This is a genomic window from Serratia sp. BIGb0163, assembly GCF_024809935.1.
Classification (GTDB): Bacteria; Pseudomonadota; Gammaproteobacteria; order Enterobacterales; family Enterobacteriaceae; genus Serratia; species Serratia quinivorans.
Window position 1 is genome coordinate 196,407 of sequence record NZ_JANUDZ010000003.1, and the last position, 23,148, is coordinate 219,554.

Annotated in this window: 20 protein-coding genes; 6 read left to right on the forward strand and 14 right to left on the reverse strand. The window is 56.8% G+C overall.

Annotated elements, in window-relative coordinates:
- Positions 1 to 18: 18 nt before the first annotated feature.
- The 3 genes from M2406_RS14010 to M2406_RS14020 all read right to left on the reverse strand — a co-directional run bounded on the left by M2406_RS14010 (position 19) and on the right by M2406_RS14020 (position 2,840).
- Entirely contained in the window at positions 19 to 465 is a 447-nt protein-coding gene (locus M2406_RS14010; protein WP_115183674.1) for a hypothetical protein, read from the reverse strand.
- Between the two features lie 184 nt (positions 466 to 649).
- Positions 650 to 1,426, reverse strand: coding sequence for a transcriptional regulator ExuR (exuR, locus tag M2406_RS14015; protein ID WP_012147020.1), 777 nt, complete (start codon positions 1,424 to 1,426; stop codon positions 650 to 652).
- A gap of 115 nt (positions 1,427 to 1,541) precedes the next feature.
- Positions 1,542 to 2,840 carry an MFS transporter gene (locus M2406_RS14020; RefSeq protein WP_012147019.1) on the reverse strand — a complete coding sequence of 433 codons (1,299 nt, stop codon included), beginning with the start codon at positions 2,838 to 2,840 and terminating at the stop codon, positions 1,542 to 1,544.
- A gap of 389 nt (positions 2,841 to 3,229) precedes the next feature.
- On the opposite strand from M2406_RS14020, the gene uxaC reads away from it, so the two are divergent.
- Positions 3,230 to 4,642: a glucuronate isomerase gene (uxaC, locus tag M2406_RS14025; protein ID WP_259190359.1), complete on the forward strand. Its 1,413-nt coding sequence runs from the start codon at positions 3,230 to 3,232 to the stop codon at positions 4,640 to 4,642.
- 20 nt (positions 4,643 to 4,662) lie between these two features.
- Positions 4,663 to 6,153, forward strand: a complete 1,491-nt coding sequence (locus tag M2406_RS14030; protein ID WP_259190360.1) for a UxaA family hydrolase — start codon at positions 4,663 to 4,665, stop codon at positions 6,151 to 6,153.
- 65 nt (positions 6,154 to 6,218) lie between these two features.
- Here M2406_RS14030 and sstT read toward each other — a convergent pair whose 3' ends face one another.
- The 7 genes from sstT to M2406_RS14065 form a co-directional block, all read right to left on the reverse strand.
- Complete coding sequence (sstT, locus tag M2406_RS14035) at positions 6,219 to 7,454, reverse strand: serine/threonine transporter SstT (protein WP_259190361.1); 1,236 nt, start codon at positions 7,452 to 7,454, stop codon at positions 6,219 to 6,221.
- A gap of 266 nt (positions 7,455 to 7,720) precedes the next feature.
- On the reverse strand, positions 7,721 to 8,698 hold the full coding sequence (locus tag M2406_RS14040) for a TerC family protein (protein WP_112363732.1): 978 nt from the start codon (positions 8,696 to 8,698) through the stop codon (positions 7,721 to 7,723).
- A gap of 258 nt (positions 8,699 to 8,956) precedes the next feature.
- Positions 8,957 to 9,688 carry a glutamine amidotransferase gene (locus tag M2406_RS14045; RefSeq protein ID WP_012147014.1) on the reverse strand — a complete coding sequence of 244 codons (732 nt, stop codon included), beginning with the start codon at positions 9,686 to 9,688 and terminating at the stop codon, positions 8,957 to 8,959.
- A gap of 1 nt (position 9,689) precedes the next feature.
- Positions 9,690 to 10,670 carry a Gfo/Idh/MocA family protein gene (locus M2406_RS14050; protein WP_012147013.1) on the reverse strand — a complete coding sequence of 327 codons (981 nt, stop codon included), beginning with the start codon at positions 10,668 to 10,670 and terminating at the stop codon, positions 9,690 to 9,692.
- Positions 10,671 to 10,720: 50 nt separating this feature from the next.
- Positions 10,721 to 11,233: a M48 family metallopeptidase gene (locus M2406_RS14055; RefSeq protein ID WP_012147012.1), complete on the reverse strand. Its 513-nt coding sequence runs from the start codon at positions 11,231 to 11,233 to the stop codon at positions 10,721 to 10,723.
- Positions 11,226 to 11,549, reverse strand: a complete 324-nt coding sequence (locus tag M2406_RS14060; RefSeq protein WP_012147011.1) for a HigA family addiction module antitoxin — start codon at positions 11,547 to 11,549, stop codon at positions 11,226 to 11,228. The genes M2406_RS14055 and M2406_RS14060 overlap by 8 nt, the downstream gene beginning before the upstream one ends.
- 14 nt (positions 11,550 to 11,563) lie before the next feature.
- Positions 11,564 to 11,854: a type II toxin-antitoxin system RelE/ParE family toxin gene (locus M2406_RS14065; RefSeq protein WP_041418770.1), complete on the reverse strand. Its 291-nt coding sequence runs from the start codon at positions 11,852 to 11,854 to the stop codon at positions 11,564 to 11,566.
- Positions 11,855 to 12,084: 230 nt separating this feature from the next.
- Between M2406_RS14065 and rlmG the strand changes: the two genes are divergently transcribed.
- Positions 12,085 to 13,224 (forward strand): 23S rRNA (guanine(1835)-N(2))-methyltransferase RlmG, encoded by a 1,140-nt coding sequence (gene rlmG / locus M2406_RS14070; RefSeq protein ID WP_115183677.1) that lies wholly within the window; start codon positions 12,085 to 12,087, stop codon positions 13,222 to 13,224.
- On the opposite strand, the gene M2406_RS14075 is transcribed toward rlmG, so the two are convergent.
- The 3 genes from M2406_RS14075 to M2406_RS14085 form a co-directional block, all read right to left on the reverse strand.
- Entirely contained in the window at positions 13,218 to 14,474 is a 1,257-nt protein-coding gene (locus M2406_RS14075) for a type II toxin-antitoxin system HipA family toxin (RefSeq protein WP_259190365.1), read from the reverse strand. The genes rlmG and M2406_RS14075 overlap by 7 nt on opposite strands.
- Entirely contained in the window at positions 14,467 to 14,739 is a 273-nt protein-coding gene (locus M2406_RS14080) for a helix-turn-helix domain-containing protein (RefSeq protein ID WP_012147007.1), read from the reverse strand. The genes M2406_RS14075 and M2406_RS14080 overlap by 8 nt, the downstream gene beginning before the upstream one ends.
- Before the next feature lie 85 nt (positions 14,740 to 14,824).
- Entirely contained in the window at positions 14,825 to 16,846 is a 2,022-nt protein-coding gene (locus tag M2406_RS14085; protein ID WP_259190367.1) for an NADPH-dependent 2,4-dienoyl-CoA reductase, read from the reverse strand.
- 298 nt (positions 16,847 to 17,144) lie between these two features.
- Here M2406_RS14085 and M2406_RS14090 point away from each other — a divergent pair, with 298 nt between their 5' ends.
- Positions 17,145 to 18,764 carry an ABC-F family ATP-binding cassette domain-containing protein gene (locus M2406_RS14090; protein ID WP_259190368.1) on the forward strand — a complete coding sequence of 540 codons (1,620 nt, stop codon included), beginning with the start codon at positions 17,145 to 17,147 and terminating at the stop codon, positions 18,762 to 18,764.
- A 13-nt stretch (positions 18,765 to 18,777) separates the two neighbouring features.
- Here M2406_RS14090 and M2406_RS14095 read toward each other — a convergent pair whose 3' ends face one another.
- The gene (locus M2406_RS14095; RefSeq protein WP_259190369.1) at positions 18,778 to 20,244 is read right to left on the reverse strand and encodes a PLP-dependent aminotransferase family protein; all 1,467 of its coding nucleotides are present in this window, start codon (positions 20,242 to 20,244) and stop codon (positions 18,778 to 18,780) included.
- Positions 20,245 to 20,372: 128 nt separating this feature from the next.
- Here M2406_RS14095 and M2406_RS14100 point away from each other — a divergent pair, with 128 nt between their 5' ends.
- Both M2406_RS14100 and M2406_RS14105 read left to right on the forward strand, forming a co-directional pair.
- Positions 20,373 to 21,638 carry a 4-aminobutyrate--2-oxoglutarate transaminase gene (locus M2406_RS14100; protein ID WP_012147003.1) on the forward strand — a complete coding sequence of 422 codons (1,266 nt, stop codon included), beginning with the start codon at positions 20,373 to 20,375 and terminating at the stop codon, positions 21,636 to 21,638.
- A gap of 13 nt (positions 21,639 to 21,651) precedes the next feature.
- Positions 21,652 to 23,106: an NAD-dependent succinate-semialdehyde dehydrogenase gene (locus M2406_RS14105; RefSeq protein WP_259190370.1), complete on the forward strand. Its 1,455-nt coding sequence runs from the start codon at positions 21,652 to 21,654 to the stop codon at positions 23,104 to 23,106.
- Positions 23,107 to 23,148: the final 42 nt, after the last annotated feature.

Here is a 23,148-nt window from a genome sequence, read left to right on the forward strand (position 1 = left end):
TAATCGGTGCGACACCGGTCAAGAGTGGTAAGTCAGCGTACCACGATAAAGCATATTACTTTCTTTCCAGCCACCCAGCCTGTTTTGCTGCTGCGAGGTATGCAGCGTCCAGTTCATCTGGGCAAGCCGGTTTGGCGCAGGTGATTTCTGGCGCGGGAGGCAAGTGCTGTGACCCAACTCTGTGGCTAACGAATAAACCGGCAACAGTTGGGCGGGGGCAGGTAGCGAACCGGGGTAAGAATGCACCCGCGGCAGCAGCAGCGGCATTTTACCGGGCGCTTTACGCCGCAGTTCTGCCGGTGACCGGTAAACCGGGTCATCAGGGGAGAACACCGACTCGGCAAGCGATGGCTGACCGTTCAGTGCCGTGGGAATAGCTTTGGAGGGCGCCGCGCATAGCTTTTGGCCGGAGACCGAACCGGTCCAGCAAAAAAGAGCAATAAGCATGGCAAACAACCAGCGCATGTATTCGCGTCCCGCCCCGTAGCAGAGGGTAAAAAGTGGCTCAACTTTACCAAAATAGCACGATTGGCAACAGGGAAATCTACGTTGCCAGCGGTGAAATACTACACGGCAAATCGCCGTTCAGGCATCGATTCAGCGGATTTTACAATACCTGACATAACGCTACGGTTTTTGACTGCTCGCGCTATTTATTTTCTGCGGCCACGCCGTCCAGATGAACCACCGGGTTATCGGCGAACAGATAGCGGTCGGCATTATATTCAAAATCGTCGCTGGTGGCGTTGAACAGCATCTGCTTGGTATTTTCCAGATGCTGCCACATGGCCAGTTTGGCGGCGTAAGGATCTTTACGTATCAATGCCTTGAGGATCTGATCGTGATCGTCGCACCAGCTGGCGATCGAGCGGTCGTCAATATGCTCATGCAGCTTGATCCAATAAGGGTTATTCACGCGCTGTACCCACATTTTTTCCACGATGGTGGCCATCGCCGTGTTCTGAGTGGCCAGCGCGACCTGAACGTGGAATTTCAGATCCCACTGCGAGTCGCGGAAGCGATCTTCCTTGCGAGCCTGTTCCTGGATCTCCATCAACAGAACGATGTCCTGTTTGGTGACCTGGGTGGCGGCGAATTCGGCAATGTTGCTTTCAATCAGTTGGCGCGCCTGCAGCAGTTCAAATGGCCCGGCGGTGGCAAACTCGATGCTGTCGCCCGGAATCACCAGGTTTTTCTGCTGGTTGGACATCACATGGATCCCGGAGCCTTTGCGCACGTCAACGTAGCCTTCCACTTCCAGCATGATGATCGCCTCCCGCACGACGGTGCGGCTGACGTTCATCTCTTCGGCAATGTAGCGTTCGGCCGGCAGTTTATCGCCCACCGGATACCGGCCGCTTTCAATACGCTGCTTTAGCTCGGCGGCCAGCTGCTGATACAGGCGTCTGGTTTCAGTGAATTCCATAGTGAATGCTCTTAGGGTAGGGAGGGGCGCGTAACCATGGATTTGTTATACCACTTATCCTGCGGAGCTACCAGTGGCCGGGAGGCGCGCCCGGCACGCTGGCCGGGCGATGGGGTTAACTGCGAGCCGAGGCCGGTTGCAGCGGATCTTCCTGCGGCTGTGAGGCCGGCCGATTTTGCAGGATGGTCCAGATGGCGATGGCACCGAGAATATCGAATACCGACAGCGCGGCGAACAGTGGGCTAAAACCCAGAGTATCGGCCAATGCGCCGACCACCAGGGCAAACATTGTGCTGGCGGTCCAGGCTGCCATGCCGGTCAGGCCGTTGGCGGTGGCCACTTCGTTGCGACCAAACACGTCAGATGAGAGGGTAATCAGCGCGCCAGACAGCGCCTGATGGGCAAAACCACCGACGCACAGCAGCGCGATAGCCGCATAAGGGCTGGTAAACAAACCGATCATGCCAGGGCCAATCATTAGCACGGCCCCCATAGTGACCACCAGTTTGCGTGACACGATCAGGTTCACCTTAAAGTGTTTTTGGAAGAACGGTGGCAGGTAGCCACCAACGATGCAGCCGAGATCGGCGAACAGCATCGGCATCCAGGCGAACATGGCGATCTCTTTCAGGTTAAAACCATAGGCTTTGAACATGAATAACGGGATCCAGGCGTTGAAGGTGCCCCAGGCAGGCTCTGCCAGAAAACGCGGCAGCGCTATGCCCCAGAACTGGCGGTTGCGCACAATCTGCCAGGCGGACATTTTCTTGGCGTTATCGGTTTGGTGCTGCGCTTCCTGGCCCTCCAGAATGTACTCGCGTTCCTCACTGCTGAGTTTCTTCTGGTCTTTCGGGTGCTTATAGAAGATCAGCCAGCAGATGGCCCAGATCAGGCTTAGCACGCCGGTGATGATAAACGCCATTTCCCAACTGTGTGCCACTATGGCCCAGACCACCAGCGGTGGAGCGAGCATGCCGCCGATTGACGAGCCGACGTTGAAGTAGCCAACGGCTATCGAACGTTCTTTGGCCGGGAACCACTCGCTGCTGGCCTTCAGCCCGGCGGGGATCATCGCCGCCTCTGCCATGCCAACGGCGCCGCGCGCCAGTGCCAGACCGCCCCAACTGTTGGCGAGTGCGGTGCCCATACAAAACAGCGCCCACAGAATGGCGAACATGGCGTAACCCACCTTGGTACCCAGTACGTCCAGCACGTATCCCGCCACCGGCTGCATCAGGGTGTAGCAGGCAGAATAGGCCGCGACAATGTACGAATACTGCTGCGTGGTGATATGTAAGGTGCCTTCCAGCGTCGGTGCCGCCACGGCCATGGCATTGCGGGTCAGGTAGCCCAGCACGGTGCCGATGGTCACCAGCCCGATCATGTACCAGCGTAACCCTTTAATTTTACGCATCCAAAATATCTCCCAGTCTTCAATAAGTGACGCCGAGATGGCGGCAGAGTTTAAGGGGCTCCCCCTTTTCGTTGTTCTGCGCCGGTCTGTCCGTCACCGACGTATTCCCGCCGCATGAACGACTGGGTGGCGAGACAATAACTTGTCATACAGATTTAAAAGTTGAGTGATATCACAAAAGCCATTTTTCAATTGAGGGATACTGCCTGCTGGATAATTAGTCTATTTAGACGGTTTTTTGCCGTAAAACTGCCAATTAATGGCCTTTTATCGGCGATGGCGCCAAGACATAGGGTGATATTTTGCTGGACGCTCAGTGAAATTGGTGTGATAACTTTGTCGCATTGGACAGAGTACCGAACGGCAAGCAAGGCGAGGAACCAAAAAAGATGGCGACGTTTTTAAGCGAAGATTTTCTGTTGGGCAACGAATTTGCCCGACGTTTGTATCATGACTATGCGGCAGACCAGCCGATCTTTGACTATCACTGTCATTTACCGCCGGAGCAGATCGCCGAGAACACCCGCTTCAAAAATTTATATGAGATCTGGCTAAAGGGCGATCACTATAAATGGCGGGCGATGCGCACCAACGGTGTGGCTGAGCGGCTGTGTACCGGGGATGCCGGTGACCGTGAAAAGTTTGATGCCTGGGCCGCTACCGTGCCGCATACCATAGGTAATCCGCTCTACCACTGGACTCATCTGGAGCTGCGCCGCCCGTTCGGGATTACCGGCACGCTGCTTTCCCCAACGACTGCGGACGATATCTGGCAGCGGGGCAACGCCTTGCTGGCGCAGGATGATTTCAGGGCGCGTGGCATCATGCAGAAAATGAATGTGAAGATGGTTGGTACTACCGACGATCCGATCGACGATTTGCGCCACCATAAAGCGATTGCGGCCGACAGTAGCTTCGATATCAAGGTGTTGCCAAGCTGGCGACCGGACAAGGCGTTCAATATCGACGCGCCGGGTTTCAATGATTATCTGCAAAAACTGGAAGCGGCAGCGGATATCAATATTGGCCGGTTTAGCGCGCTGTGTGACGTGTTGAAAAAACGCATGGATCATTTTGCCGCCCATGGCTGCAAGGTGGCTGACCATGCGCTGGACGTGGTGGTGTATGGCGAAGCGGACGAAAGCACATTGGACGCGATTTTAACCGCGCGCCTGAGTGGCAAGCTGCCGACGCCGGAGCAGAGCGCCCAGTTCAAAAGTGCGGTACTGCTGTTCCTGGCCGCCGAATATCAACGTCGTGAATGGGTACAGCAGTATCACATCGGCGCGCTGCGCAATAATAACAGCCGTATGCTCGCCAGTGTGGGGCCGGACATCGGCTTCGACTCGATTAACGACCAGCCGCTGGCGGAGGCGCTTTCTCGCCTGCTGGATGCCCAGGCACGCCAGGGCGGCCTGCCGAAAACTATTCTGTACTGCCTGAACCCGCGCGACAACGAAGTGATCGGCACCATGGTCGGCAACTTCCAGGGTGAGGGCACGCCGGGCAAGATGCAGTTCGGCTCCGGCTGGTGGTTCAACGATCAAAAAGACGGTATGCAGCGGCAAATGACGCAGTTGGCGCAACTGGGCCTGCTGAGCCGTTTTGTCGGCATGCTGACCGACAGCCGCAGTTTCTTGTCTTATACCCGTCATGAATATTTCCGCCGCATCCTTTGCCAGATGATTGGCGGCTGGGTGGAGAACGGGGAAGCACCGGCGGATATCACGTTACTGGGTGAGATGGTGAAAAACATCTGCTTCGACAATGCCAAAAACTATTTCGCCATTGAACTGGCCTAGCCGTTGCCCGAGGTGGGTTTATGCAAAGCATGGTAAAAATTCATTCGCTGGATAATGTCGCGGTAGCGCTGAGCGATCTGGCCGCCGGCGAAACCTTGGCGTTAGAAGCACAGAGGATTCAGCTGGTGCAACCGGTGACGCGTGGGCACAAGTTTGCGCTGCAGCCGATCGCTGCCGGTGAGGCCATCATCAAATACGGCTTGCCGATTGGTCATGCGCTGGAAGCCATAGCGCCGGGTGAACATATTCACTCGCAAAATGCCAAAACCAACCTGAGCGATCTCGACAGCTATCAGTATCAACCCGCTTTCCCGACGCTGCCACCACAGGCTGCGGATCGTGAGGTGCAGCTTTACCGCCGAATCAGTGGGGAGGTGGGGATCCGCAACGAACTGTGGATCGTGCCGACCGTTGGCTGCGTCAACGGCATTGCCAGGCAGATCCAGCAGCGTTTTCTGAAGGAAACTCAGGATGCGCAGGGGATTGACGGTGTGCATCTGTTCAGTCATCCGTTTGGTTGTTCGCAACTGGGTCAGGATCACGAGAACACCCGCACCATGCTGCAAAATATGGTGCGCCATCCGAACGCCGGGGCGGTGCTGGTGATTGGACTCGGGTGCGAGAACAATCAGGTGGATGTGTTCCGCAGTACGCTGGGCGCGACCGATGAGCAACGGGTGCGCTTTATGGTGTGCCAGCAGCAGGACGATGAGGTTGAAGCCGGGCTGGAGCAGTTGCATGCGCTGTATCAGGTGATGCGCGACGATCGCCGTCAGCCGGGTAAGCTGAGCGAGTTGAAGTTCGGACTGGAGTGTGGTGGATCGGACGGTCTGTCCGGGATTACCGCCAATCCATTGCTGGGGCGTTTTTCTGATTACCTGATCGCCAACGGCGGCACCACGGTGTTGACCGAGGTACCGGAGATGTTTGGTGCCGAACGGATCCTGATGAGCCGTTGTCGCGATCGGGCGACCTTCGAGAAGACCGTCAGCATGGTCAACGACTTCAAACAGTACTTCATCGCCCATAATCAGCCGATTTATGAAAACCCTTCACCGGGCAACAAGGCTGGCGGGATTACCACCCTGGAGGAGAAATCCCTCGGCTGCACGCAGAAAGCCGGGCAGAGTCAGGTGGTGGACGTGCTCAAGTATGGCGAACGCCTGCGCCAGCCCGGCTTAAACCTGCTCAGCGCGCCAGGCAATGATGCGGTAGCGACCAGCGCGCTGGCCGGTGCCGGCTGTCATATGGTGCTGTTCAGCACCGGACGCGGCACGCCTTATGGCGGCTTCGTGCCGACGGTGAAACTGGCCACCAACAGCGAACTGGCGGCGAAGAAACCCCACTGGATTGATTTTGACGCCGGTCGGCTGATCCACGGCACCTCGATGGAGAGTCTGCTGGAGCAGTTTGTCGACCTGATCGTGGCGATTGCCAATGGTCAGGCGGCGCGTAATGAAGTGAATGATTTCCGTGAGTTGGCGATTTTTAAAAGCGGGGTAACCTTGTAGGGCTGTGATATTGAGGTCAAAAAAAGGCGCCCGATAATGAGCGCCTTGTTGAATAAGCTCGGAAATTAACGCACCTTCAGCGGATCTTCATCTGCCAACCGCTGGTCTTCCGCCTGACAGGCTGCGGCAGTAAACAGGACGTCGGTAGAAGAGTTCAGTGCGGTTTCGGCGGAGTCTTGCAGCACGCCGATGATAAAGCCGACGGCGACCACCTGCATGGCCACGTCGTTCGGGATGCCGAACATGTTACACGCCAACGGGATCAGCAACAGCGAACCCCCGGCCACGCCGGAAGCGCCGCAGGCACAGACGGCGGCCACTACGCTCAGCAGCAGCGCGGTCGGCACGTCAACCGGGATCCCCAGAGTATGCACCGCCGCCAGCGTCAGCACGGTAATGGTGATCGCCGCCCCGGCCATATTGATGGTCGCACCCAGCGGGATAGAAACCGAATAGGTGTCTTCGTTCAGATTCAGTTTTTTGCACAGCTCCATATTCACCGGAATATTGGCGGCCGAGCTGCGGGTGAAGAACGCGGTCACGCCGCTTTCACGCAGGCAGGCGAACACCAGCGGATAAGGATTGCGACGGATTTTCCAGAAAACGATCAGCGGGTTCAGCACCAGTGCGACCAGCAACATACAGCCGATCAGTACCACCAGCAGTTGAGCATAACCCCACAGCGCGCCGAAGCCGGTTTCGGCCAGCGTCGAAGCCACCAGGCCGAAGATGCCAAGCGGGGCACAGCGGATCACCGCACGCACCACCATGGTGACTGCATGTGACATATCGTTAATCAATGATTTGGTGGTGTCAGAGGAGTGACGCAGCGCCAGTCCCAGCCCCACTGCCCAGGCCAGAATACCAATATAGTTAGCGCTAATCAGCGCCTGGAACGGGTTGGCCACCACGCTCAACAGCAGGCCTTTCAGCACCTCAATAATGCCGCCCGGTGGGTTGATCTCGGCATTGCCGGCCACCAGCGCCAGGTTGGACGGGAACATAAAGCTGACCACGACCGCCACCAGCGCCGCAGCGAAAGTGCCCAGCAGGTAAAGGAACAGGATCGGCCGGATATTGGTTTTCTGCCCGTGTTTGTGATTGGCGATTGAGGCCATGACCAACACCAGCACCAGTACCGGCGCCACCGCTTTCAGTGCGCCAACGAACAGCGCACCCAACAAGCCCACAGCCGAAGCCGTTGCCGGTGAGACCAGCGCCACGATAATACCGGCTATCAGGCCGACCATGATTTGTTTGACCAGACTGCCCTGAGTGATCTTCTGTAATAGTTTTTGCATAGTGCTTTTTCTTCCCGATGATGTTGCTTACAGCTTTATCTCGGCGGGAACCTCGCCGGACAACTTTTATTTGAATCTGTAACCAAGTGTGTTTGCCAAATCAGTATTCAGTAAACCAGGGGGGTTGGAAAGGGCCAGCGGTGAAATTCTGAGGGCGGATCAACTCTTGATAACATACTGGTTACATTTGTGTGATCGCAATAACGTTTGGCGTTTTAGGCGAATTGCCAAACAATCACGGGGCGACTAGCGCCCCGGATAACAGATTATGGTGCTTTATTATTAGCCAGGCGGTCATTCCGGCGGTTAACCCAGGCGTTGATCAGCAGCGTCAGCGTCAGGATACTGGCGACCACGCCGAGCGAAACACCGATCGGAATGTGGAACAAATCGATAATCAGCATCTTGACGCCGATAAACATCAGGATCAGCGACAGACCATATTTCAGCATCGAGAAGCGTTCTGCCACGTTAGCCAGCAAGAAGTACATGGCGCGCAGGCCCATGATGGCAAACAGGTTAGAGGTCAGGACGATGAATGGGTCGGTGGTCACGGCAAAGATCGCCGGGATGCTGTCGACCGCAAAGATCACGTCGCTCAGTTCCACCAGGATCAGCACCAATACCAGCGGCGTAGCAAACAGCAGGCCGTTGCGGCGCACGAAGAAACGCTCACCTTCCAGATTATCAGTCATGCGCAGATGGCTGCGCAGCCATTTCACCAGCGGCTTGTCGCCAATCGCCGCGCCATCTTCCTTCGCCAGCGCCATCTTGATACCGGTGAACAGCAGGAAAGCGCCGAACAGGTACAGCAGCCACTGGAACTGGGTCACCAGCCAGCTACCGGCGAAGATCATGATGGTACGCAGCACGATCGCGCCCAGTACGCCAAAAATCAGTACCCGACGCTGCAGGTTGGCCGGAACGGCAAAGTAGCTGAACAGCATCAGCCAGACAAAGACGTTATCAACCGCCAACGCTTTTTCGATTAGGTAACCGGTGAGGAAGGCCAGCGCCTGTGTGTCGGCAACGGCACGCCCGGCGGTTTGGTTCAGGTAGTACCAGAAACCCAGGTTGAACAGCAGAGAAAGGCTGACCCACACCAGCGACCAACTGGCGGCCTGCTTCAGCGTCATGGTATGTGCGCCTTTGCGGCCCTGCAGCAGCAGGTCAATTGCGAGCATCACAACTATGATGGCGGCAAAGCTGCCCCATAACCAAGGTGTGCCAACGGTATTCATCATCAGAGGTATCCTTCAAAAACAAAAACGGCCAACGTCGGAAGACGCTAGCCGCTCTTATGAACGCTGCAAGCAAACCTCGCCTTCCGGCAAGGTCTCACTTACAACGTTGATGAAGGTGCACCTTGGTGCTCCCTGACATCAGGTTGCCCGGTAACCGGGTGCTTGCGCACCGTAATGACGATTAACCGGCAATGAAGTTACTCCCCTTTGCACGGCAGAAAGTAATGCAAAATGTGTCAGCGGTCAACGTTTATTGCGTTACCCGGCCAGGGCTTTTTGTGCGCCCAGGCTGACGACAAACCCTTGCAACAGCAGCCGGCTGAAGGGGGTATCGCTAACCTGCTGTTGCTTAAGCTGATACTCCGCCTGTTGCTGCGGATACAGCTCACCGAGCCAACTTAGATACTGGTGCATCACCGCGCCGTTAAACTCTGGGTGGAACTGGGTGGTCAGCACGTTATCGCCATAACTGAGGATCTGATACGCATCCTGTTGCGAACGTGCCAGCACTACGGCACCGGCAGGGGGCGTCAATACGCTCTGCGAGTGGATCAGATTCGCCTTGAAGCGCGGCGGCAGCATCGCCATTCGCCGGTCATGGGCGGCGGCGGGCAACAGCTCGATATCCAGCGTCCCCACCTCCATGCCCTGCGGGTGATAGCCAACTTCCCCGCCAAGCGCATAGGCCAGCAACTGATGACCGTAGCAGGCGCCAAAAATCGGCAGTTTGATCAGCATCGCCTGACGCAGCCATTCGGCGGCCTGTTCGCTCCACGGCAGTTGCTCGGTGACCATCGCCGGTGAACCGGTGATCACCACCCCAGAGTAGTGTTGCGGTGGCAGCGGCTGTTGGCCGGCGGGTAGGTGCACGATCTGCACGCGATCGGCGTCGATATTCCCCTGTTGCAGGAACATACCATCGAAATTGGCCTTTTCCTGGCGGATAACTTCCGGCGCGTCGCCGGTCTGCATCAGTAATAACGGTTTCATGTCATTCTCCGTCGGCAGGAAACACTACGCCGGTCTGGCGGCGGATTTCGGTCAGCAGGCGGGCGATAATCAGCGAGTTTTCCAGCCCCGGATGTTCTACCTGCCGTTTCTCCACCAGTTCGGCGAAGACTTGCGCTTCGTACAGCATGGTATTGATATGCTGCGGCTGGGTCAGATCCTGGCGTTGACCACCGCGTGGCGTCAGCACTACGCCCTGACACTCCGAGATTTTCTCAATTACCAGCGTGCCTTCTTCGCCCTGGATCTCGCTCGGAATGTCCGAGTTGCTGACCTTGGAGTGGGAGATTGTCACATCGAAGTCGCCGTAGTTGAGGCAGGCGGTGCCGTGCGCATCAACGCCGGTATCCAGCAAGCTAGCGCTGGCGATCACCGATTTTGGCTCACCGAACAGCGCCACGGCACTGGCCAGGCAGTAATAACCAATGTCCATGATCGAACCGTTGGAAAACTGCGGGTTGAAGGTGTTTGGATTTTCACCGGCCAGATAGCGTGGGTAGCGCGAAGAGTATTGGCAGTAGTTGATAAAGGCTTTCCGCAACCGGCCGATTTTCGGCAGCGTCTGCTGCAAGGCCAGGAAATTCGGCAGGTGGGCGCTTTTAAAGGCTTCGAACAGCACCACCTGATTTTCACGGGCACAGGCCACCAGCTTTTCGGCTTCGCGCAGGTTGGATACCAGCGGTTTTTCGCAAATTACGTGTTTTTTATGGCTGAGGAACAACAACGACTGCTGGTAATGCAGGCTATTGGGGCTGGCGATGTAAACCGCGTCGATGGCGTCTGACTGGGCCAGCGCTTCCAGGGAATCGAAAAACAGACTGACGGGGTAGTTGGCACCAAATGCCTGCGCCTGTTCCAGCTTGCGCGAATAGACGGCGGTCAGCTTCAATTTGCCGCTTTCGTGTGCGGCGTCAATAAAGCGTTCCGTAATCCAGTTGGTACCAACAACGGCAAAGCGAATCATAGATATCTCCGGTTCCCAGACGTAAGAAATCAGAGTATCACAGGGAATCGTCAGGTATACAGATTGCCAAACACGGAGAGGTGAGTCAGATACAGCCGGGTATCGAACTCCAGTTGATGGTAGTTGGGTTCCATATGGCAGCACAGACTGTAGAAGGCTTTGTTGTGGTCTTTTTCTTTCAGGTGCGCCAGTTCATGCACCACGATCATGCGCAGAAACGGTTCCGGTGCCAGCTTGAATACCGTCGCCACGCGGATTTCCGCCTTGGCCTTCAACTTGCCACCCTGCACGCGGGAAATGGCGGTATGCATGCCGAGCGCGTGTTTCATTACCTGGATTTTACCGTCGTAGGCCACTTTGCTCAGCGGCTGGGCATTGCGCAGGTACTGGTTTTTCAGATCGACGGTAAACTGATAAAGCGACTTGTCGGTGGTGCAGTCGTGCACCTGCGGATAGCGCTGTAACAGCACCTCACCCAGACGCTGCTGGTCGATCAACTGTTGCACCTGGCTTTGCAGATGTTCAGAGTAACCCTGCAGGTAAGTCAGTTCGATTTCACGCATGAGTAATATCACGCCCCAGAATTTCCATAATCGGACGCAGTCGCTCGCGCTGCATATTTGCCTGTCGGGCTTCCCAGCGGTCGTGGGCCGCCTGCAGGTTTAGCCAAAAGTCTGCAGTGGTTTCAAAAAGATCGGCAAACAGGTTTGCCTCCACAACGCTGAGACGGCGATGCCCATTGCATAAACGGTTTACCGTGGCGCGAGTGACGCCCAAGACCTTGGCCAGATCCTCCTGGCCGATACCCAGCGGTGTTAAGTACTCTTCTTGCAGCACTTCCCCCACCGTAGTGGGTTTTCGGCTTGTGGTCTCTAACATATATTCTCCGTTGCCTAGGTATCTTGATGTGGGTCCAGGTAAATCAGATCGGCGGCATCATTGCGCCAGCGGAACATTAAGCGCCATTGAATATTAACCCGCATACTGGACCAACCTTGAAAGGTGCCGGACAGGCGTTTGTAGTAATTGCCGGTCGGATTATGTAAATCACACTCTTTTTCAGCGGCGGCCAGCATATCGAGTTTTCTGGCTAGTTGGCGTTCAATGGTCGAAGGAATCAAACGATCGTGTCGACCCTCCTGATAGAATTGCGCCAAATATTTGTCTCGGAAAGACGAAATCATTTCCTTCCCCATTCCATTGGGCCAATGAGTGTAACATTTAAAGTTACATTGCGTCGGATTAAAAATTGCTCAATACAGATTAAGCGGAAGGAATGCTATAGCTATCAGCAGCGAAAAGCGGGTTTGGCTTTCCGCTATGCGAGTGAATGCGCAATTTATCCGAAAAAACATTTTACTGGCGGACGTTTTTAGGGGATAAACAGCCCAAATTTTATCAGTCAGGAGGGGCAATGAGCCAACTCGATCTGGGAACACAGCAACTTGAGCTGGAGCGTTATCCCCAACAGGAAGAATCCACCCAACTACAGGCGTGGGAAGCGGCGGACGAATATCTGCTGCAACAGCTTGAAAATGTAAACATTGGCGATCGTCCGGTGCTGATTTTCAACGACAACTTTGGCACGCTGGCCTGTGCGCTGCACGGCCATCAGCCTTACAGCATCAGCGATTCCTACATGAGCCAGTTGGCCACGCGCCATAACCTGAAGCTCAATGAATTGGATCCGCAGCAGGTTACGCTGCTGGACACCCTGGCCGAATTGCCTGCGTCACCGGCGGTGGTGCTGATCCGCGTTCCTAAAGCGCTGGCACTGTTGGAACAGCAGCTGCGTGCGTTGCGTGATGTAGTGGCACCGGACACGGTGATCATCGCCGGGGCCAAAGCGCGCGACGTGCATACCTCTACCATGCAGCTGTTTGAAAAGGTGCTCGGCCCCACTCGCACCAGCCTGGCATGGAAGAAAGCGCGGTTGATCCACTGTGAAGTCGCAGACATCGTGCCACCGGCAGCGCCGGTAACCACCAACTGGGTGCTGGACGGCACCGATTGGGTGATCCACAACCATGCCAACGTGTTCTCACGCAGCAACCTGGATATTGGCGCACGCCTGTTCCTAGATCATCTGCCGCATGACATTGAAGGCCACATTATCGATCTGGGCTGCGGTAACGGTGTCATCGGCATGGCCGCATTGATGCAGAACCCGCAAGCGCAGGTGAGCTTTGTTGATGAGTCCTATATGGCGGTGGCCTCCAGTGAACTGAACGTGGAGCATAACCTGCCGCAGGATATGGATCGTTGCCAGTTTGAAGTGAACAACTCGCTGGCGGGGATTGAGCGTGAAAGCGTGCAGGCGGTGCTGTGTAACCCACCGTTCCACCAGCAGCATGCGATCACCGATCATACCGCCTGGCAGATGTTCTGCGACGCCAAGCGTTGCCTGCAGGTGGGCGGCGAGCTGCGCATCGTCGGCAACCGCCATCTGGATTACCACCAGAAGCTGAAGCGTTTGTTCGGTAACTGCACCCTGATCGCATCCAACAAAAAGTTCGTGATCCTCAAAGCGGTGAAATCCGGCGCACGTTACTGATTGGCGGAGCGTAGAGCCAGCCATTTCCCATCAATATCTCGTTGAATCTCTTTGGCTAATGCGGTTGGTAACCCGACCGTATTAGCCTGTTGTTGGAAATGGCTTACCACGCTGTAAATTTCTTCGGCCACATTCATTACGGCCTTGGCGTTGGCCAAACCGGCCTGCCCGGCCATCATCGTCATTGCTGATGCGGTGATTTTCGAACCGTTACCGTTAAAAGCCGTCATATGCTGACCATAAGGCGAAGGGCTATAAACGATGTCATAACAGGGGGATAGCCGCCAGTTGTCTTGATCATCCGCCAGAAAAGCAAAGTTTTTGGCGTGGTCGTCCTGATTTACCGTCAGATAATTGAACAGGGCTCGGCGTAGTAATTTTCTGGCTTCTTCCACACCGCAGAGTATTCGGGTCGCTTTAATCAGATCGACATAATCCAATGAAGGCTCACGAAAAGGGGCATCCAATAATCCGCTGGCAGAAATCATGTGCCGACGGCCATGGTCACCCACGCAGTCAAAGCGTTCTTGCTCAAGCCAATGACGGTCTTTGCCAATATCGATCAAAGTAAAGTCTGCGACTTCAATACCGGCTTGCCGCGCCATCATCATATAAACGTATTCGATCTGGCTTTCACGATGCCCAAGGGCAAATTTCTCGGAGGTTAGCTTTACCAAAAGCTTCTTGCCGACAGCATCCTGTTGGCTAGAAAAAGTACCATCAGCTAAGCGAGTGACGCTTAATTTTGGCCGCGCGCCCCCCGATCCCCCGGCAGCCATCAAATGAGCAATCAGGTGTGACTCCGTCCCTTCAAACTCCTTAACGGCCTCATTCCCCAGTGTTATCAAGGTTAAATCTTGATTGTTCTCCTGACGGGATAATGGCAAGTCAGGCTCATAAAACAAAGCACCAAACCCACGTTCACCGGTGAAGGCCAACCTTTCCAATACGCTAATTGTTCTGGGATTGTAGCCATTTTGTCGAAATACACGGTCCATCAAATAAAGCCCCCAACCGTCCGGCAGGCTATCGGCAAAAACGCCCTCTAACCCGTAATGCGGCTGTTTTGGTGCCTGATGCAAAAAGTTATCCCAGGGCAAATTGAAGGGGGAAAGTGAACTCTGATGCGAGGCTAAATAGCTTTCGTCGTAACGGAAATAAACACCGGTGGCATTTTCTGCCAGTTGCCCCACATTTTGTACATTGCCATCGCTCAGGCGACGTTTTACCAGCAGAGGAATATCAAGCATTTTTCAATACCTCCTCAATAGTTTGCGGTCTATTGCGGGTTCTGGTCAGTTGATGAAGTTCATTCAGATCACCAAGAGCGTCATAGAGCATCAGGAACTGACGCAATGAGATATTGCCGTCGGCTTCAAACTTACGGATGGTACTATTAGGGACGCCAGAAATTTTAGCCAAGGCGGCGACTGATAATTTACGGCGTTTACGCAATTGCTTCAGGTAATCCTGCAGGGCGAGTTGCGTATCGTAGGGAGTATGTAGGGAAATCATGGTGCACCTATGACAACCTTAATTGCTACTATTATAGCAATTAAGGTCATATATAGGTGTTTTTTGCCACTATAGTGGCAATTTTTTACAGAGCCATCGCCAGCCGCGTGCCCTGATCGATAGCGCGGCGGGCATCCAGCTCGGCGGCCACGTCCGCTCCGCCAATCAAGTGCACCGTTTTGCCCATCTCCAGCAGCGGCTGTTGCAGCTCGCGGCGCGGTTCCTGCCCGGCGCAGATAATCACCGTGTCTACCGGCAGGCAACTTTCCTGTTCGGCTCGTGAAATATGCAGGCCTTCATCATCAATGCGTTGATAATTCACGCTGTTGAGCATTTTTACGCCGCGCATCGCCAGACTGGTGCGGTGGATCCAACCGGTGGTTTTCCCCAGGCCTTCACCCACTTTGCTGGTCTTGCGTTGCAGCAGATAAATCTGCCGAGCCGCGTGCGTCGCCACAGGCCCTTCGGCTGCCAGACCGCCGCGATGGTTAAGCTGGTTGTCGATGCCCCATTCACGGTTAAACTCCGCCTGATCCAGGCTGCTCGACACGCCGTGCTGGCTGAGGTATTCGGCGGTGTCGAAGCCGATGCCGCCAGCACCGATAATCGCCACCCGTTGGCCGACCGGTTTTTTGTCGCGCAGCACGTCCAGATAGGTCAAGACTCTGGCGTTATCGATGCCTGGGATCTCCGGGGTACGCGGCACGATGCCGCAGGCGAGGATCACTTCGTCAAATTCTGCCAGATCGGCCGCCGTCACCCAGGTACCCAGTTTCAGCGTCACCTCCAGCAGCGCCAGTTGGCGGCGGAAGTAGCGCAGGGTTTCATGGAATTCCTCTTTGCCGGGGATCTGTTTGGCAATATTGAACTGGCCGCCAATCTGATCGGCAGCGTCGAACAGCGTCACCCAGTGGCCGCGGCTGGCGGCGGTGGTGGCAAAGGCCAGCCCGGCTGGCCCGGCGCCGATCACCGCCAGTTTCTTCGGTTTTTCTGCCGGAACCAGTGGCATTTCGGTTTCGCGGCAGGCGCGTGGGTTAACCAGGCAAGAGGTGAGTTTGCCTTCAAAAATCTGGTCGAGGCAGGCCTGGTTACAGCCAATACAGGTATTGATTTCGTCGGCGCGACCTTCGGCGGCCTTTTGCACAAAGGCGGCGTCGGCCAGGAACGGACGGGCCATCGACACCATATCGGCGCAGCCGTCTGCCAGCACCTGCTCGGCAACGGCCGGATCGTTAATGCGGTTGGTGGTGATCAGCGGAATGCGCACTTTGCCCATCAGCTTACGAGTTACCCAACTGAAACCGGCACGTGGCACCATGGTAGCGATGGTCGGGATACGCGCCTCATGCCAACCGATACCGGTGTTGATGATGGTCGCCCCCGCCTGCTCAACTGCCAGCGCCAACTGTTCGATCTCCTGCCAGCTGGACCCCTCTTCCACCAGATCCAGCATCGAAAGGCGGTAAATCAGAATGAAATCGCTGCCGACCGCCTGTCGCACCGCCCGGACGATCTCCACGGCAAAACGCATGCGGTTGCTGAAGCTGCCGCCCCATTGGTCGTCGCGCTGGTTGGTGCGCGACACCAGAAATTGGTTGATCAGATAACCTTCGGAACCCATCACCTCGACGCCATCGTAACCGGCCTGCTGCGCCAGTGCCGCACACTGGGCGAAGTCGGCGATGGTCTGCACGATCTCCGCCTCGCTCAGCGCAGTGGGAGCGAAGGGATTGATCGGTGCCTGCAGCGCGGAGGGGGCGACCGGCTGCGGCTGATAACTGTAGCGACCGGCATGCAGGATCTGCAGCGCAATTTTACCGCCGGCCTGATGAACGGCCTCGGTGACGATGCGGTGGTGGCTGACCTGCTGTGGGTGGCTGAGGGTGGAGCCGCCGCGATACACCACGCCCTTTTCATTGGGGGCGATCCCGCCGGTGACGATTAGCGCTACACCGGCCGCCGCGCGTTCGGCATAGAAAGCGGCCATGCGCTCGGGGCCATTGGGCAGTTCTTCCAGGCCGGTGTGCATCGATCCCATCAGCACCCGATTTTTCAGGGTAGTGAAGCCGAGATCCAGCGGCGCCAGCAGGTGTGGGTAATTGCTCATTGCAGTCTCCATCGCGTCTTTCATCGTTATTATTATGTACGACCAAGTGGTCGGATGAGATAAATCTAGCCGTCTTCACTGCGGTTGGGAATCTGCATTGCGCTGAATGTGATAGATGTCATGAATCTTTATTGCTGTTTGCATCGTGAACAGTAAATCGGTTAGCATTTGCGCGTTGAAATACCTTCTCTCTGCGGAGCCATTACCGAAAATGAACACACACGCCTGCTGATATCTTGTCCCACGTTGCGCACATCGGTGCCTTGTGGGGATGTTTTGATCTCATTCAGGAGTGCTTATGGCTCATTTTGCGCAGTCACCTCATCTTGTTTTACATCAACTGAGCTGCCAGTTTGCTGACGGCGAAACGCTGTTCGGCCCATTGGATCTGACTTTCGATCAACAACGCTGCGGCCTGGTTGGGCGCAACGGCGTCGGCAAAACGCGTCTGCTGCGGCTGATTGCCGGGCTGGACTTGCCGGGTAACGGCCATGTTGAATCCCATGCTTCACTGGCCTACGTGGCGCAGCAGTCGGATCTCGCACCGCGGACCACGCTGGCGCAGCTGCTCGGCTACGGCGAGACCTTTGCCGCGTTGGCCCGTCTTGAGCAGGGACGACCGCAGGCGGACGATATCGATCGTCTGGAAGGGCAATGGGATCTCAGCGATCGTCTGCAGGCCGCTTTTACCTCCGCCGGATTGCCGCCGTTCGATCCGCAACGGCCAGCGAGCGATCTGAGCGGCGGTGAACGGATGCGTGCCGCCTTGTGCGGGGCGATGCTCGGTGGCGCGGACTTCCTGCTACTGGACGAACCGACCAACCACCTTGATACCCGCGCCCGCGACTGGCTGTATCAGCAGTTAGAAAACTGGCGTGGCGGCTTGCTGGTTGCCAGCCACGATCGACAACTGCTGGCGCGTATGCAGCGCATTGTCGAACTGACGCCCGGCGCACTGCACAGCTACGGCGGTAATTATGATGATTATCGTCACCAGCGTGATCTGGAGCAGCAGGCTGCGCGTGCCGGACTGGAACATGCGCGTCAGGAACGTCGACGCACCCGCGCCCGGCAGCAGAAAGAACACGACATCAGCCAACGGCGCTCTGCGCAGACGCTGAAAACCGTCGATACGCTGAATATTGCCTCCTTTGAACGCGTGGCCTACAAGGCGGCGGCCAAAGAGAGTTTGGGTACGCTGCGCAAGCAGCATCAGGAGCAGAAAGGCTCCCTTGATGCCGCAGTGCGTGAAGCCTGGCAGCGGGTGGAGGAAGACAGCCCGGTGATGTTGACTCTACCAAGCAGTGCAGTGGCGGCGGGCAAACAGGTATTGGTGCTGGAACAACTGCAACTGCCCTTTATCACTATGCCGCCGCTGGATTTACGCATCGATGGCCCGATGCGCGTGGCGTTAACCGGCCCGAACGGCTGCGGTAAAACGACCTTGCTGAAGGTGATCCTCGGGCAGTTGGCCGCCAAAGCCGGTCGTTGCCATTGCTTGCTACCGACGGCTTATCTCGATCAAAATCTTTCGCAGCTCGATCTGTCGCTCTCGGTGGTTGAGCACCTTGGCCTGCAGGATTCGCCGCTAAATGAGGGCAGGATGCGCAGCCAGTTGGCACAGTTGCAGCTAAACGCCGAGCGCGTACTGTTGCCCCTGGCGGCGCTGAGTGGCGGTGAGCGGTTGAAGGCGGCGCTGGCCTGCATGCTGTGGCGGCAGGAACCGGCGCAGTTGCTGCTGCTGGATGAGCCGACCAACCACCTGGATCTGGCATCGTCACTGGCGATCGAGGCCGCACTGGCCAGTTTTCCCGGCGCGATGCTGGTGGTCTCCCATGATGAAGCGTTTTTGCAGGCGCTGAAATTAACTCACCGTTTGCAATGGCGGCAGGAAGGGTGGCAATTGCAGAGCCTTTGATGGAAAACAGCGCTCAGGGACGGATGCATTCCAGCAGCAGGGTAAAGGCGGCGGCCATTTGTTCTTCTGGCACGCAGGCAAACCCCATCAGCAGGCCACGGCGATGGTTGGGCAGCATGTAGTAGCGCGACAGCGGCCGCACCAGCACGCCGCGTTCGTTGGCAGCGGCGGCGATAGCCACGTCGTCCGCCTCGTCAGGCAGGTTTAGGATCAGGTGCAGGCCGGCGTTGTTGTTGAACTCGCTCAACGCCTGCTTGCCCAGATGCTGCTCGATCAATGCGGTCAGAAACGCCCGGCGGCGGGCATACAGCAGCCGCATGCGGCGAATATGCGCGGTGTAATGGCCTTCTTGAATAAACTGCGCCAATGCGGTCTGGATCAGCAGATGACCGCCGCGGTACAGCTCGGCATGGGCGGTTTTCAACGCCGCGACCAGCGGCTTTGGCAACACCACGTAGCCCAGCCGTAGCGCCGGGTACAGCGTTTTACTGAAGGTGCCGATATAGATCACCGGTGCGTCGGCTTCCAGCCCCTGCAATGCCGGGATCGGCTGGCCAGAAAAGCGGAATTCACTGTCGTAGTCATCCTCAACGATCCAGCTGCCGCCGTTGCGTGCCAGTGCCAGCAAGCGTTGTCGCCGCGCCAGGCTCATCACCGATCCCAATGGATATTGGTGCGACGGGGTGACAAATATCAGTCGCGGTGCGCCGCTGGGCTGCTCCGGCGGCACCATGCCGGCCTCATCAACCTCCAGCGGGCAGATATTCACGTCGTTCATTCGCAGGATATTGCGGATCCCCCAATAGCCCGGCTCTTCAATCCAGGCATCGTCGCCCGGATTACACAGCAGCCGCGTCACCAGATCTATCGCCTGATGGATGCCCTCGGTAATCAGAATCTGCTCCGGCGAACAGCGTACCGAACGCGCCACACGCAGATAATCCACCAGCGCATGTTGCAGTTCCGGGCTGCCGCCCTGGTTGCTGTAGGTCAGTTTCTGCGGGGCTGGGCGACGGCTAATGCGTGCCTGGATCTTGCTGAATAACTGATGAGGGAAGGCATTAACATCGGGCACGCCGGGGATAAACGCGCCCCATTGTTTGGGGCTGGCGCTGGCGTGATGCAACAGAGCGGCGCCGCGCTCTGACAGTTCAATACGCCGCTGTTCCCCGTCACTGCCTGCCGGGGCGCTGGCAGTGGATAAACAACTATCTGGCACGGTTTCGGCGACGAATGTGCCACTTCCTGCGCGCGCCAGAACATATCCTTCTGCCAGCAATTGTTCATAAACGGTTAAAACCGTGTTACGTGAAAGGCTAAGCTCCTGCGCTAAATCGCGTGAGGCGGGCAGGCGACTGGAGGGCGGCAGACTGCCGTCCAGAATGCTGGTACGGATCGCATTATAGAGCCGTTTATGCAGCTTATCATCGGGCTGTTCGCCCAGACGCTGCAATAACAGGTCACCACTCAGTGAGCGCAATTGGATCCCTCAATTAATCGTAACTGGCTCTCGATTATAGGGCCACATCCTGTGTAAATAAACGCCATTGTTTCACGAATGTGAACGAAACGTACAACTGGCATCGCTCATCGACCGGAGAGAACAACATGAAAAACGCAGAATTGAATCAACGTCGTCAGGATGCCACCCCGCGTGGGGTAGGCGTGATGTGTGGTTTTTACGCAGAGCGTGCAGAGAACGCCACGCTGTGGGATGTCGAAGGCAATGAAGTCATCGATTTCGCGTCTGGTATTGCGGTGTTGAATACCGGTCACCGCCACCCGAAGGTGATCGCCGCGATTGAAAAGCAACTGAAGGCCTTCACCCACACCGCTTACCAAATTGTTCCTTACGAAAGCTACGTCACGTTGGCGGAACGCATTAACCAGCGCGCGCCAATTGAAGGCCCATGTAAAACCGCATTCTTCACCACCGGTGCCGAAGCGGTAGAGAACGCGGTCAAAATTGCCCGTGCTCATACCGGTCGTCCAGGTCTTATCACCTTTGGCGGCGGTTTCCACGGCCGTACCTATATGACCATGGCGCTGACCGGCAAAGTGGCTCCTTACAAACTGGGCTTCGGGCCATTCCCTGGTTCGGTGTTCCACGGTCAGTACCCAAATGCGCTGTACGGCGTGACCACCGAAGACGCGATGAACAGTCTGGAACGTATCTTTAAAGCGGATATCGATCCCAAGCAGGTTGCGGCCATCGTGCTGGAGCCGGTGCAGGGTGAGGGTGGTTTCAACATCGCACCGGCCGAGTTTATGCAAGCGCTGCGCACGCTGTGTGACGAGCACGGCATTCTGCTGATTGCTGACGAAGTGCAGACCGGTTTTGCCCGTACCGGCAAGCTGTTCGCCATGGATCATTACAGCGTGAAACCCGATCTAATCACCATGGCGAAAAGCCTGGCGGGCGGTATGCCGCTGTCGGCGGTGGCCGGGCGTGCCGAAGTGATGGATGCCCCGGCACCGGGTGGGCTGGGTGGCACCTATGCCGGTAACCCGCTGGCGGTGGCGGCAGCGTTGGCGGTGTTGGAAGTGATTGAAGAAGAGCAACTGTGCCAGCGTTCGCAGCGCCTGGGGCAGCATCTGGTGGAGGTGTTGCAGCAGGCGCGCCAGACCAGCAAGGCGATCGTGGATATCCGCGCGCAAGGTTCGATGGTGGCAGTGGAGTTCAACGATCCCGCCACCGGCAAGCCTTCGGCGGAGATTACCCGTCAGGTACAGCAAAAAGCGCTGGCAGAGGGCCTGCTGTTGCTGAGCTGCGGCGTCAACGGCAACGTGATCCGTTTCCTGTATCCGCTGACCATTCCGGAAGACCAGTTCACCAAGGCGCTGGGCATTCTTTCCCGCGCGCTGGCCCAATAAGGAGTGCGTGGCAATGAAATTGAATAATCCCGAGCTGCTGCGTAGCCAGTGCCTGATTAACGGTGAGTGGTGCGATGCGCTGAGCGGCAAGCGTGAAGCGGTGATCAACCCGGCGACCGGCGTAGAACTGGCCAGTATTCCGCTGGTCAGCGGCGAAGAAACCCAGCAGGCGATTAACGCGGCGCAGGTGGCGCAGCAAGGCTGGAAGCAACTGACCGCCAAGCAACGTTCCGCACTGTTGCTGGCCTGGGCCGATAAGATAATGGCGGCGCAGGAAGATTTGGCGCAGTTGATGACCGCTGAACAGGGCAAGTCATTGGCGGAAGCGCGTGGTGAAGTGGCCTATGCCGCTTCGTTTATCACCTGGTTTGCCGAAGAGGCCAAACGGGTCGACGGTGCGGTATTGCAGGCACCGCTGGCCTCACAGCGCCTGGTGGTGGTCAAGCAACCGATTGGCGTTTGTGCGGCGATCACCCCGTGGAACTTCCCAGCGGCGATGATCACCCGCAAGGTCGCGCCGGCGCTGGCGGCAGGCTGCGCGATTATCGTTAAACCGGCCGAACAAACGCCGCTGACCGCGCTGGCGTTAGGCAAGCTGGCGCAGGATGCCGGCATTCCTGCTGGCGTATTGCAGATTGTCACCGGTGATGCCGCTCAGGTGGGCAAGGTACTGTGCGACAGCCCGGTGGTGCGCAAACTGAGTTTTACCGGTTCGACCGAGGTCGGCCGGATCCTGATGGCGCAGTGCGCACCAACCATCAAAAAACTGTCGCTGGAACTGGGCGGCAATGCGCCGGTGATCGTGTTCGACGACGCCAACCTGGACGCGGCAGTCGCCGGCATTATGGCCTCCAAATTCCGCAACAGCGGCCAGACCTGCGTCTGCGCCAACCGCATCTACGTGCAGGACGGCATCTATGACCGTCTGGTGGACAAGCTGGTGGCGGCGGTCGAGCAACTGAAAGTCGGCGACGGCAGCCAGGAAGGGACCACTCAGGGCCCGCTGATCGACCAGGACGCGGTGGAAAAAGTGCAGAGCCACATCGACGATGCGCTGATCAAAGGTGCGCAGATCGCTATCGGCGGTCAGCCACACGCGCTGGGACGTACCTTCTTCCAGCCCACGGTAGTGACCGGCGTGACGCAGAAAATGCGTTTCGCCAAAGAAGAAACCTTTGGCCCGGTGGCGCCGTTGTTCCGTTTCCATGATGAGGCGGAAGCCATCGCCATGGCCAACGATACCGAATTCGGCTTAGCTGCCTATCTGTTCACGCAGAACGCCTCACGCCAGTGGCGAGTCCCGGAAGCGTTGGAATACGGCATGGTTGGCATCAATACCGGGCTGATTTCCAACGAGGTCGCGCCGTTTGGTGGCGTGAAACAATCAGGGCTCGGGCGTGAAGGATCGCGTTACGGGATTGAAGAATATCTGGAGTTGAAATACCTGTGTATCGATGTGAGCTGTTAATCACTGGGAAATTAACCTCTCCCGGTGGCTCGCACCGCCGGG